The sequence below is a fragment of the Flavobacterium sp. N2550 genome, assembly GCF_025947265.1.
Taxonomy (GTDB): domain Bacteria; phylum Bacteroidota; class Bacteroidia; order Flavobacteriales; family Flavobacteriaceae; genus Flavobacterium; species Flavobacterium endophyticum.
The window spans coordinates 1,540,613-1,553,248 of record NZ_CP110007.1; the positions used below are offsets into that span (position 1 = coordinate 1,540,613).

Sequence of the window (12,636 nt, forward strand, 5' to 3'; positions counted from 1 at the left end):
AGTTTCAATGCAGAGAAAATTGTTATGGTTCTGCTTTTCTAAATGAATTTAAAAAAAATCCTATTTTAGTTTCGTCAGGATTTCTTTAGAAGCCAATTTATAAGCAGCCGAATGATTCGGATAGTCTTGTTGCAAAATAACTTTCAGCTCAGGATAGACCCAGTCTTTCACTTTTCCAAAAGAATAAAGCGCTCTCATGGCATAGGCTTTTGTTGCTACTTTTTGGTCGGTAATGAGCCAATCGAAGCAAGATTCGATCATGAGTTCAAGCTGATTGTCTGTCAGAAATACTTCTCCTGATTTTAGCTTTTTGAGATGGTGGCTCGCCGAAAAAAGACAAATTTTCGAAATAGAACGCAAAGCTCCATCATGTGAATAAGAGGAAAGCGTTTCGCAAAAACGATCCAGATAGGGAGAAAGCCAATCGATGTTTCTTTCATAGACTAATTCAGAAACCCAGCAGGCTTTATGGTGGCTCTTGTCTTTTATAGTAAAGAAAACGAACATCAAATCGTGCAATAATTCTGGATTTTCGCAAACTTCGTTCGACAAAGATTCCCGACTTGGGCGGTGCGCTGTGCTTTTTTCTAATTTTTGGATAAAATCAGAATTCATTTATGCTGTTATTTTGAGCTACTTGGCGTAAAAGTATTAAAATAATTATATTCTAAAAGCTATTTTTTAAAGGCTACTCTCCAAATGGTATTGCCGCTGTCGTCATTTACTAAAAGCGATCCGTCATTCATGACGGTTACGGCAACAGGACGCCCATAAACTTCTGCTTTTTTCTCATCGGCTATAAATCCGGTCAGGAAATCTATCGGTTTTCCAGAAGGTTTTCCATTTTTGAAAGGAACAAAAAGAACTTTATAGCCACTTAATATCGAACGATTCCAAGAACCGTGCTGTCCGACAAAAGCGCCGTTTCTATACTCGGCAGGAAATGCTTGTTTGTCGTAAAATGCTAACCCAAGCGATGCAGTGTGCGTACCTACAGGAACATCTGGAACAAGAGCTTTGGCTACAAGCTCTTTGCCTTGGCCTTTCATTCGAGGATCTTCAATCTGTCCGTAATACGAATAAGGCCAGCCATAAAATCCTCCTCTTTTAACGCTGGTGATATAATCAGGAACGAGTTCGTCGCCTAAGTCATCACGCTCGTTTACGGCTGTCCAAAGTTCATTGTTTGCTGGATTCCAGTCCATCCCGACAGGATTCCTCAATCCGCTGGCATAGATTTTTTCTCCCGTGCCATCTGGATTTATTTCAAGTATGTTGGCGCGCCTTTTTTCTACTTCCATGCCATGCTCGGCATTGTTGCGGGCCGATCCTACAGAAACATATATTTTTGATCCATCTGGACTAGCCAAAAGGTTTCTTGTCCAATGATTGTTGTAGCCTCCGGCAGGAAGCTCTAAAATCTTCTCTCCGCTTCCTTGGAGCTTCAGGTCGCCTTGTTTGTATAGAAAACGGTATAATCCATCGGTATTGGCGATATAAAAATAGTTGCCTAGGATGAGCATTCCGAAAGGCATATTCAGGCCTTCCTTAAAGATTTCTCTAGTTTCAAAAATACCATCATTGTCCTTGTCTCGAAAAACTGTAATCTGATTGGCGCTTTTAAAAGTGCTGCTTTCCACTACAAAAATGTCATTGTTTGGAGCAATATAGGTCCAACGCGGGTTCTTGAGACCGTCTGCAAATTTAGTGACTACAAAACCTTCGGGGGCTTTAGGTGTGACTCCGGCAGGCCATTCTTTCATCTGGCTTCTCTTGGTGACAGATTCAGAAGAATAGGGAGCAGGAAGCGTAAGGTCACCGATAGCAGTTTTTACGACAACATCGCCTTGTTTTGATACCTGTTTTTTTTCTTGTTTTGATACCTGGCCATTACAAGATAGGAAAGAAAAAGCGATGCTTGTTATTAGGAGTGAAATTCTCGTTTTCATAGGTGGAAAAGTTTTAGCGGTTCTTTTTTTGGAGCTTGAATTTACTGATTTTAAATTTTTTATCCTCTGGACCTGCAGAATATTAAATATTATTTAACAAAAATAAAATTGTAATAAAACTGAAATAAATTGTAAAATAGCTGGATTCTATTTTAGTATATTTGCAACTTATTATTTAACAATATAATTGTGATACAGCTTCACGACAAACATTTTGTTCCTTTCATCAGCGCAAAGGAAATTGATGCTGCCATAGCCAAGATGGCGCAGGAAGTGGCAGAAGACCTAGACGAAGAGATACCCCTGTTTGTGGGCGTTTTGAACGGCGCCTTTATGGTTGTTTCAGACTTCATGAAACACTATCCAAAAGCTTGCGAAGTGAGCTTTGTGAAATTAGCCTCCTATGAAGGCATTTCTACAACCAATGAAGTAAAAAAACTCATTGGACTTAATCAAGATTTATCGGGAAGAACCGTTGTCGTGATAGAAGATATTGTCGATACCGGAAATACTTTGGTCGAACTGAAAGCCATGTTTGAAGCGCAAAATGTAAAGCAACTCAAAATCGCTACTTTGTTTTTAAAGCCCGAAGCGTATAAAAAAGATATAAAAATTGATTATATTGGTATTGAAATTCCGAACAGATTCATCGTTGGGTTTGGTTTGGATTATGACGGACTGGGAAGAAACATTCCGGAAGTGTACCAATTGAAAGAATAATAAAATCTAAAGATTACAACATTTTGGATTGAAAAATCCTGGCATATAATAACTCACAACTAACACAATGATTAATATCGTATTATTTGGAAAGCCTGGGGCAGGAAAAGGAACACAGGCCGAATTCTTAAAAGGAAAATACAATCTGACCCATCTTTCAACGGGTGATATTTTTAGATTTAATATTAAAAATGAAACGGAACTTGGCAAATTGGCGAAGACCTATATGGACAAAGGTGATTTAGTTCCAGACGAAGTAACAATACAGATGCTTCAAAGCGAGGTTGATAAAAATCCAGAATCTAGAGGGTTTCTTTTTGACGGATTTCCAAGAACTTTGTCGCAAGCAGAAGCTTTAGATAAATTTTTGGAGTCTAAAGATGAAAAAATTACGGCAACGGTTGCTTTGGAAGCCAATGATGAGATATTGGTAAAAAGACTTTTAGAAAGAGGAAAAACATCAGGTAGACCTGATGACCAGGATGAAGAAAAAATCAGGAACCGTTATCAAGAATACAACGAAAAAACAGCTCCATTAATGGACTATTATAAAGCACAAAATAAATTTCATGCTGTGGACGGAATTGGTTCCATAGAAGAAATTACACATCGATTAAGTACTGTAATCGATAGCCTTTAACTTAATTTATAAATCTTGGAAATAGCTATAATTTTCTTTTTAATCCTTTTGAATGGTGTTTTTTCGATGTCGGAAATCGCATTGATATCAGCGCGAAAAAACAGATTGGAAACTTCTGCAAAAAAGGGGAATACGAGCGCTAAAACCGCACTGGATTTGGCCAATTCACCAAACAAATTTTTGTCGACTGTTCAAATCGGAATCACATTAATCGGAATCTTAACAGGTATTTATTCAGGTGATAAAGTCACTGATGATGTAAAGATTTTCTTAGACCAGTTTGAAGTCCTTCAACCGTATTCTGCCAATCTTTCTGTTGGAATTGTAGTTGTTGTGCTGACTTTCTTCTCATTGGTATTGGGCGAATTGCTTCCAAAAAGAATAGGATTGAATTATCCAGAGTCTATCGCAAAAACGGTAGCCTTGCCGATGAAAATAATCTCGGTTATCACGGCTCCGTTTATCTGGCTTTTGACCATTTCTACAGAATCGTTACTAAAATTATTCCGAATCAGGCCTACTGCCGATGGAAAAGTAACTGAGGAAGAAATCAAGGCCATTATCAAAGAAGGAACTGAGGTCGGCGAAGTACAAGAAATCGAACAAGATATCGTGGAACGTGTTTTCCACATTGGTGACAGAAAGGTAAACTCCTTGATGACCCACAGGAAATCGGTTGATTATCTTTCTTTAGAAGATGATTTTGCTACGTTAAAGCAAAAAGTTTTAGACGAAATCCACTCCGTTTATCCGGTATGTGAAGAAAGTTTAGATGAAGTAGTAGGGGTTGTATTGCTTAAGGATTTGTTCGCCAAATTTGAAAACGGCAACTTCAACCTAAGAGAAATAATGAAGGAGCCGGTCTATTTGATCGAACACACTTCGGCTTATAAAGCGTTGGATATTTTCAAGAAGACCAAAGTGCATTATGCTATCGTGACCGACGAGTACGGAATCACGCAAGGGATGATTACCTTAAATGATATCTTGGAAGCCCTAGTTGGCGATGCTTCTGATTTTTATCATGAAGAATTCCAGCTTGTGGCTAGAGAAGACGGGACTTGGTTAGTGGACGGACATTATTCGCTCCATGACTTTTTGACCTATTTTGATTTGGACGAGCTTATTAATGATTATGAAGTTACGACAGTGAGCGGCTTGATCATGACAGAGCTTTCCTATATTCCGAAACAAGGCGAAAAACTAATCTGGAACCTATTCGAACTAGAAGTTATAGATATGGACGGCGTTAAAATCGACAAGGTTTTGGTGCGTTCACTAAAAGAATAAATAAAAGAAACAGTATAGAGTTTAAGGTTTAGAGTCAGCAGAATACTGTTGCTTTAAACCTTAAAATTTACACTTTAAACAAAGAAAATGACAGAGGGAAATTTTGTAGATTACGTTAAGATTTATGTTTCTTCCGGAAAAGGAGGGAAAGGATCGACGCATTTGCATAGAGAGAAATTTATTGAAAAAGGCGGCCCGGATGGTGGTGACGGCGGACGCGGTGGACACGTATATTTAGTGGGAAACAAAGGGCTTTGGACATTGTTTCACTTAAAGTTTGCAAAACACGTTAAAGCGGGTCACGGCGGTGATGGTGGAAGTGCGAGAAGCACGGGTGCTGATGGAGAAGATAAATTTATCGAAGTTCCATTAGGAACTGTTGTCCGTGATAAAGAAACCAACGAGATTTTATTTGAGATTACCGAACACGGCGAGAAAAAAATTGTTGCAAAAGGAGGAAAAGGAGGTCTAGGAAACTGGCACTTTAGAAGTTCTACCAACCAGACGCCAAGATATTCCCAGCCTGGAATGCCAGCCAACGAAATTGACGTAATCTTAGAACTTAAAGTTCTGGCAGATGTCGGTTTGGTAGGTTTTCCAAACGCAGGAAAATCGACTTTGCTGTCGGTACTGACTTCGGCTAAGCCAAAAATTGCTGACTATCCGTTTACGACATTAAAGCCAAATTTAGGAATCGTAGCCTACAGGGATTTTCAATCGTTTGTAATGGCCGATATTCCGGGTATTATTGAAGGTGCCGCAGAAGGAAAAGGACTCGGGCATTATTTCTTGAGACATATCGAAAGAAATTCAGTCCTGTTGTTTTTGATTCCGGCAGATGCCGACGATATCAAAAAAGAATATGAAATCCTTTTGGATGAATTACGTCGCTACAATCCAGAGATTTTAGATAAGGAAAGATTTATCGTGATTTCAAAATCAGACATGCTCGATGAGGAGCTGAAAGCCGAAATGAAAGCACAGCTAGATAAAGATTTCAAAGGATTAAAATACCATTTCATCTCTTCGATAGCCAATCAAGGCTTGCTAGAATTGAAAGACAAGCTTTGGGAAATGCTGAATTCTGAAGAAAATCAGATTCAGGCTACTCCAGAAGCATAAAAAAAAGCGACTCATTGAGTCGCTTTTTTTATATTTTGTTTTCATCAATTCGTTTGATAAACTCATCTCTATAGATAGCGCCTATCGGCAGCAGCTGACTGTAATTTTCTAGAGATTATTAATCAAATGTAAATTATTCGTTATTTTTGCGTGAATATATTTGAGTCCCCCACCCGTTCTTCTGACACCGCAGAATCGATGCTGTATAAGCCTCTTCTTCAGAAGGACACAATGGTTAGATTTTATGAAAATCAACTGGAAAAATGATTTTACTGTCATGGCATTGCGGCTTTTGGTCGTGTATGTCGCTTTTATGCTCGGAAGATTACTCTTTTATTATTTTAATGATGACCTGATTGATCCGATCCGTGGAAAAGATATCATTTCGCTGCTCAGGGGAAGCCTGATGTTTGATACGGTTTCGATATTGTATCTGAACCTTCCGTTTATCTTTTTATCGTTAGTGCCTTTTCGATTTAGAGAAAAAGCAAATTACCAAAAGAAACTTTTTTGGGTTTATATGGGCTTGAATAGTCTTGGACTGCTAGTCAATTTTGCAGACGTATTTTACTATCCATACAAACAATCTAGACTGGTTTTAGGCGACTTGTTTCTGGTAAAAGAAGATAGTTTTTCGCTTCTTATAATCGATTTCATAGCCGATTATTGGTATGGCTTTATTTTCTATTTCATTATCCTCGGATTGCTCAGCGTGGGCTATAAGCTTATCGGAAACGGAAAATCGGTTCTTACGAATAATCGCGATTACTATCTTGTCAATTCGGCTTATCTGGGCGTAATGGTTTTCTTGACTGTGTTTTTTGTCAGGGGAGCAAGTCTTTCCAAAGCTTCGTTTCCGATTTCCATGAGCGACGCTTTTCTTTATACTGATAATGCTTCTCATACTTCCTTGATATTAAGCAATCCTTTTTGCCTTTTCCGTACTATCGGCAAATCTAAGAAAGTCCCGAAGCTTGAATATTTTGATAAACGAACTGCCGCGGCTTATTTGCCGACTACACACAAGCCCTCTTCTTCGAATATGTTTTCCATCGACAAGAAAACAAATGTCTTTATAATAATTTTGGAAAGTTTTGGTAAGGCGCACATCAAGAGTCTTTCGGACCAGTTCAAGCCGAAACAGCCGACGAATACTCCTTTTTTGGATTCGCTTTTTAATGAAGGCTATCTTTTTACGAATGCCTACCAGAACGGCTACCGTTCTATGGATGCGCTGCCTGCTATTTGGGCTTCCATCCCGACATTTAAGGAACCGTTTTTGTCATTGCCGAACTCGGTTGCAGATTATTATGCGCTTCCGGCTTGTATGAACGAAATGGGCTATCATACAGCATTCATGCATGGCGCTGTAAAGGAATCGATGGGTTTTGTTTCGTTTGGAAAAAATCTTGACATTAAAGAATTCCAATCGAGAGAAGAATATGAAGAGGAAAGAGGCAATGATGATTTTGATGGCAAATGGGGAATCTGGGATCATAAATTCTGGCCTTTCGTGCATGAAAAGGTCAATCAAATGCCGAAGCCTTTTTTTACGACTGTTTTTACTTTGTCGTCTCACCATCCGTTTAGCATTCCAAAAGGATTTGAAAACAAATTCTCCGAAGGAACGCTTCCGATACATCGTGCCATAAAGTATTCGGATTATGCTCTCAAGACCTTTTTTGAAAGTATCAGGAATGAGCCATGGTTCAAGAATACCTTGTTTATCATTACGGCCGATCATGCATCGGGAGCAGATTCGCCAAAGTTTTTGAAACCGCCGTATGATTATTCTATTCCGATTTTGTTTTATCATCCGGGCAAAAACTTCAGAGGAACAGATGACAAAATCATGCAGCATATTGACATCATGCCAACACTTTTAGGAATGCTTGATTACCATAAGCCTTATTTTGCTTTTGGAAAGAATCATTTTGATACCGAAGCTCAAAAGGATCATTTTGCTATCAATTTTTCAAATAGTGCTTTTAACTGTACGACAGATTCACATTATTATCAGTTTAATGAAAAGGACGTACTGGTCAAGGCAGATTATAGAAAAGATCCGCTCTGGAAAAACAACCTTATTAAAAAGAAGACGGCAGAAGACGAAAAAGACATCAAGTATTTTAAGGCGTTCATCCAACAATACTATTTCCACTTGGGCGAAAGGAATTTCCTGCCTGAAAAAGCCACCAAGAGAACCAAGGAGTTTGCGGATCTGTATAAGTAAGATCAGGAAGCAAATTTCTCTAGGGATAAGTCTAAAGTAAAAGTTAAAAATTGCGATAACGATTTAGTTTTCTCCTTGATTATAGGCCTAAAATTGTAAAATGAAGTATATTCGCATCGCGAAAATATATATGTTCTCGGTCAAAAATGTAACAAAAATGCATTTTTAAAGACTAGTAGCATATATCTATTAAACTTTAAATACTATTCAATGAAAAAAATTATTTTATCCTTAATTACGGCGATACTGCTTGTTCCGACAACGGTAAAGGCTGACGAAGGAATGTGGTTTTTGATGTTCATCGAGCGTTTGAATCACCGTGACATGCAAAAAATGGGATTGCAGCTGACATCAGAAGAAATCTACAGCATCAACCATTCAAGTATCAAAGACGCTATCGTCCAATTTAATGGTGGCTGTACGGCTGAAATTATTTCTAACCAAGGTTTGGTTTTGACAAACCACCACTGTGGTTACGATGCGATTGCAGAAGTTTCTACTCCAAAAGAAAATTATTTGAGAGATGGTTTTTGGGCAAAAGACAAAAAGTCTGAAATCAAGCCAAGCTCTCTTTATGTGCGTTTCTTTGTAAGAATGGACGATGTTTCTAAACGAATCCTTTCTAAAGTTACGGATAACATGAACGAAGCGGAGCGTGAGAAAGCGATCAACCAAGAAATTGCAAAAATCCAAAAAGAAAATGACGAAGGTGGAAAATATACAGTTTCTGTTCGTTCGTTTTTCCAAGGAAATGAATACTACTATTTCGTTTACCAAGATTATAAAGATGTTCGTTTAGTGGGAACTCCGCCAGAAAGCATCGGTAAATTCGGTGGCGATACAGACAACTGGGAATGGCCTCGTCATACGGGAGATTTCTCTATGTTCAGAGTATATGCTGATAAAGACGGAAATCCTGCTGAATATTCTGTAGACAACGTTCCGTTGAAACCAAAACACCACTTGCCAATCAGCTTGAAAGGTGTTCAAGAAAATGATTTCGCGATGATCTTAGGATATCCTGGAAGAACCAACCGTTGGATGCCAGCTGGAGGAATTGAGCAAAACGTGAAATTTGCATACCCTGCTTGGGTTGAAGGTTCTAAAACAGGAATGGACGCTATGAAATTCCACATGGATAAAAGCGACCAAGTTCGTTTGGACTATGCATCTAAATATGCTTCTGTAGCAAACTATTGGAAAAACCGTCAAGGAATGATTGATGCGTTGACTAAATTCAAAACGGCGGCTACTAAGCAAAAAGAAGAGGCTGAATTTAACAAATGGGCAAACAAGCCTGAAAACAAACAAAAGTATGGCGATGTTGTTGCTACCATTAATAAATATTATGCTGCAACAAACGAAAAGTCAAGACATGATAATTACTTGACTTCTATCTTGAGAAACAGCAGCCTGGCTGCAGGTCCGTCAAGCATAGGAAATGCTGCTACGGCTTATGCTAAAGAAAACGATGCTAAAAAGGCAGAAATGCTTCCAAGAATCCAAGCAATGGTTGATGGGATTTATGAAGGATTCTATCTTCCTGTGGAAAGAGACGTATTGATTGCTGAATTAAACTTATATGCTTCAAAAGCGGGTTATAAATTGGCTCCTTATGTTGAAGAATTGGCAAAAGTGAACAAAAACGACTTTACAAAATTTGTAGATGAGGCTTTGGCTGAGAGTGTTTTTGCTACGAAAGAAAAAGCAGAAGCATTCTTGAAAAATCCAAATCTTGAGGTTTTGAAAACCGACAAGTTGTACTTGCTTTCTTCTAGCATTTTGGCTACTTACAGAAACAAGCCTGAGGATCTTGCGAAATTGGAGAATGATTTCCAAAAATCATTCCGTCTACTTGTAGAAGGATTGCGTGAATCTAAATTGAACAAAATCCAATATCCAGATGCGAATTCGACTTTGCGTCTAACGTATGGAAAAGTTCGTGCTTTGCCTGCTGACAAGAGAAATGATGCAAAAATCAACAACTACACTACGCTTCAAGGAACAATCAAAAAGTACAAGCCAAACGATCAAGAGTTTGACTTGCCAAAAAGATTGATCGAATTGAACGAGAAAAAAGATTTCGGACAGTATGCTGACAAAAATGGGTACATGCCTGTTAACTTCTTGACAGATAATGATATTACGGGAGGTAACTCAGGTTCTCCGGTATTGAATGGAAAAGGAGAGCTTATCGGTGTTGCTTTTGACGGAAACATCGAGGCTATGGCGGGTGACGTAATCTTTGATTCGAAATTGCAAAGAACCATCAATGTGGATATTCGTTATGTATTGTTTATCATCGATAAATATGCGGGAGCGAAACATATTGTTGACGAAATGACAATCGCAAAATAATTTTTTAGATTAGTTATTAGTTCAAATAGTTTAAAAAGCCGTTTCAATTTTGAAACGGCTTTTTTTTATGATGTATTGAACTTGAGGGATGACGGGACTTCCGTAAGCGGCAAAAGAGCTTCCGTAGGCGACAAATTAATTTCGGAAGCGGGAAAATTAATTTCCTAAAGCGGAAAACAGGCTTCCGTAGGCGGAAAAAGGATTTTGGAAAGTGGCAAAGAAGTTTCCTATGGTGGCAAACGAATTTCCACAGTTGGAAAAGCAGTTTCCTACGGCGGAAATTAAGCTTCCGTAGCTGGAAAAGAAGTTTCGGAAGACGTAAAATGAATTTCGGAAAGCGGCAAATTAGCTTTCCAAGAGGTTATAAAAGTTTCCGTAGGTGACAAAAAGGCTTCGAAAGACGGAGAAGCAGCTTCCTATGGCAGCAAATGAATTTCGGAAGATGAAATATAGTGTTGTAATTGACTGTATTTGGTTTTCAATAATTTATATTTTAAAAAAAGTAGCTAGGAAAAGGAGGCGAAATGCCTCCTTTTTTATTGAAAAATATTTTTTCTGCAAAATTCTCTTACGAATGTGCGCTGAAAACCACCGCATATATCTTCTCTTAGTTACTTAAAAAAAAATAATTAAAAATTGAAATTATGTAAATGTTTTTAAAACAAGGATATTTAAGTTTGAGGAAACTTAACGCTTGACATTATGTATAAAACTACCAATCACCCCCAAAGGTATGCTTACAAAAAGGAATTGCGATTTACGGCCTCCGCTATTAACGTTTTGTTCTTCTTTTTTGCCCTGTTGATCATGGCTTACCTGGCCATAAGAATTAATAGAAATATAGAAGAGTCAAGATCCAGAGAAATAGAAAAAGTTGCTAAAGTAAAATATAGGCAGTAATTCGAATTTATGTATTTGGACCGTTTCGGGCCCTGAAACTTTACATTGCTACCTGTCGAGTCAATTCTCTAATAACGTTTTCTGAGAGTATGTCTCTGGAATTTGATATTTTTGAAAACTATTTTATGCTATACTTAACGTATAAAAAATGCCTAGGATAAGACTAGGCATTTTTTATTTTTACAATTGTGATTGTAGTTTATTCTTTTACTTTTACGCGGATTCCTTTACTGTGACTTGAAAATTCTGGCGCATACATGCTTTGGATTGTCGTGATTCCGTTTGAGAATTCGCCTATATTGTTTACTCGGACATCATATTCCAGAACGTATTTGCCCTTGCTGATGTTGTCAAAGAAAAAGTGTGTCGCTGCATCTTTAGTACTCATGTAATATCCTAAACCGTCTTGCCATTTGTATTGCGAAAGCACATCTACAGGTTCAAAAGCTTCATAAACCTTGCTCCAATGTTTATCTAAATTTTGGGCTGTTATTGAAAGGGAGAAAATAGAATCAGTAATTGTATAATTTTTTTCATAAAAGACGTTTTATACTATGGAGCATTATTTTTATAAAAAGGTTGTAAAGGCCAGAAATAAAAAAGCAGACATAAATTTGTCAACAATATACTGCTTTTATTTATTGTCCCAAATGGATAAAATCCAGCCTGCTATTCCAAATCATTTTCCTATTTTTGAAACGCTAAAACAAAATCTATTGAAACGCTTTTTTTTAATTTTACTCTTATTTCCAATGGTCGTCTTTTCGCAATCAGAATATGCGAAAGGGGAGCAGTTTTTTAAGAGGGGGGAGTACGAAAAGGCGAAGGAAATCTTTTTGGCTATTTATCAAAAGAAGCCTAAGGATGTTGGTGTTATTGAGTATTTAGGGGACATTGATGGGCATGCTAAAAAGTGGGATGGGGCTTTTGGGTACTATGAGAAGTTAGTAGAGCTTAAGCCTTCGGAGGCTAATTATCATTATAAATACGGCGGCGCTTTGGCGATGAAAGCTAAAGAGAGCAGCAAGTTCAAGGCTTTGGGAATGATTGATGATGTGGAAGATGCTTTTAAGAAAGCAATCGAGTTAAATCCGAAGCACATAGAAGCGCGTTGGGCTTTGGTCGAATTGTATCTGCAGTTGCCTGGAATTATTGGCGGAAGCGAAAGAAAAGCGCAGAAGTATGCGGATGAATTGATGGTGCTTTCTACTGTAGACGGTTATCTTTCTAAAGGGCATATCGCGGAATATTTTAAACGGTATAAAGAAGCGGAGAAGTATTATAAAAAAGCAGTGGAGACTGGCGGATCAAAAACGACTTATAAAAAGTTGGCTGATTTGTATAAGAATAAGATGAAACAGCCGGAAAAAGCGAAAGCGGTTCTGGACGAATATACTGAAAAGAGCAAAACATAATTTAGGAAC

General features: G+C 38.0%; 9 protein-coding genes and 1 pseudogene. 7 read left to right on the plus strand and 3 right to left on the minus strand.

The features are described from left to right. Positions 1 to 60: 60 nt before the first annotated feature. Both OLM56_RS06655 and OLM56_RS06660 read right to left on the minus strand, forming a co-directional pair. The gene (locus OLM56_RS06655; RefSeq protein ID WP_264528758.1) at positions 61 to 615 is read right to left on the minus strand and encodes a hypothetical protein; all 555 of its coding nucleotides are present in this window, start codon (positions 613 to 615) and stop codon (positions 61 to 63) included. Positions 616 to 674: 59 nt separating this feature from the next. Next, positions 675 to 1,949 (minus strand): PQQ-dependent sugar dehydrogenase, encoded by a 1,275-nt coding sequence (locus OLM56_RS06660; RefSeq protein WP_264528759.1) that lies wholly within the window; start codon positions 1,947 to 1,949, stop codon positions 675 to 677. Positions 1,950 to 2,138: 189 nt separating this feature from the next. On the opposite strand from OLM56_RS06660, the gene OLM56_RS06665 reads away from it, so the two are divergent. From OLM56_RS06665 to OLM56_RS06690, 6 genes are all read left to right on the plus strand, one after another. Next, positions 2,139 to 2,669 (plus strand): phosphoribosyltransferase, encoded by a 531-nt coding sequence (locus tag OLM56_RS06665; RefSeq protein ID WP_264528760.1) that lies wholly within the window; start codon positions 2,139 to 2,141, stop codon positions 2,667 to 2,669. Between the two features lie 67 nt (positions 2,670 to 2,736). Then, on the plus strand, positions 2,737 to 3,309 hold the full coding sequence (locus OLM56_RS06670) for an adenylate kinase (protein ID WP_121376857.1): 573 nt from the start codon (positions 2,737 to 2,739) through the stop codon (positions 3,307 to 3,309). A 15-nt stretch (positions 3,310 to 3,324) separates the two neighbouring features. Then, positions 3,325 to 4,599, plus strand: a complete 1,275-nt coding sequence (locus OLM56_RS06675; RefSeq protein WP_121376856.1) for a hemolysin family protein — start codon at positions 3,325 to 3,327, stop codon at positions 4,597 to 4,599. Between the two features lie 87 nt (positions 4,600 to 4,686). Next, a complete protein-coding gene (gene obgE, locus OLM56_RS06680) occupies positions 4,687 to 5,721 on the plus strand; it encodes a GTPase ObgE (RefSeq protein ID WP_121376855.1) in 1,035 nt (344 codons plus the stop codon). A gap of 244 nt (positions 5,722 to 5,965) precedes the next feature. Beyond that, complete coding sequence (locus OLM56_RS06685) at positions 5,966 to 7,954, plus strand: LTA synthase family protein (protein WP_264528761.1); 1,989 nt, start codon at positions 5,966 to 5,968, stop codon at positions 7,952 to 7,954. Between the two features lie 210 nt (positions 7,955 to 8,164). After that, a complete protein-coding gene (locus OLM56_RS06690; RefSeq protein ID WP_121376853.1) occupies positions 8,165 to 10,312 on the plus strand; it encodes a S46 family peptidase in 2,148 nt (715 codons plus the stop codon). Between the two features lie 1,099 nt (positions 10,313 to 11,411). On the opposite strand, the pseudogene OLM56_RS06695 reads toward OLM56_RS06690, so the two are convergent. Beyond that, a pseudogene (locus OLM56_RS06695) lies at positions 11,412 to 11,654 on the minus strand (hypothetical protein); the annotation flags it as partial. 112 nt (positions 11,655 to 11,766) lie between these two features. On the opposite strand from OLM56_RS06695, the gene OLM56_RS06700 reads away from it, so the two are divergent. Further along, positions 11,767 to 12,627, plus strand: coding sequence for a hypothetical protein (locus OLM56_RS06700; protein ID WP_319800581.1), 861 nt, complete (start codon positions 11,767 to 11,769; stop codon positions 12,625 to 12,627). The last annotated feature ends 9 nt before the right edge of the window (positions 12,628 to 12,636 follow it).

Excerpts from the sequence above, each read along its gene's own strand:
- OLM56_RS06655 (WP_264528758.1), bottom strand. The coding sequence starts at position 615 with ATGAATTCTGATTTTATCCAAAAATTAGAAAAAAGCACAGCGCACCGC.
- OLM56_RS06660 (WP_264528759.1), bottom strand. The coding sequence starts at position 1,949 with ATGAAAACGAGAATTTCACTCCTAATAACAAGCATCGCTTTTTCTTTC.
- OLM56_RS06670 (WP_121376857.1), top strand. The coding sequence starts at position 2,737 with ATGATTAATATCGTATTATTTGGAAAGCCTGGGGCAGGAAAAGGAACA.
- obgE (WP_121376855.1), top strand. The coding sequence starts at position 4,687 with ATGACAGAGGGAAATTTTGTAGATTACGTTAAGATTTATGTTTCTTCC.
- OLM56_RS06685 (WP_264528761.1), top strand. The coding sequence starts at position 5,966 with ATGAAAATCAACTGGAAAAATGATTTTACTGTCATGGCATTGCGGCTT.
- OLM56_RS06690 (WP_121376853.1), top strand. The coding sequence starts at position 8,165 with ATGAAAAAAATTATTTTATCCTTAATTACGGCGATACTGCTTGTTCCG.
- OLM56_RS06700 (WP_319800581.1), top strand. The coding sequence starts at position 11,767 with ATGGAGCATTATTTTTATAAAAAGGTTGTAAAGGCCAGAAATAAAAAA.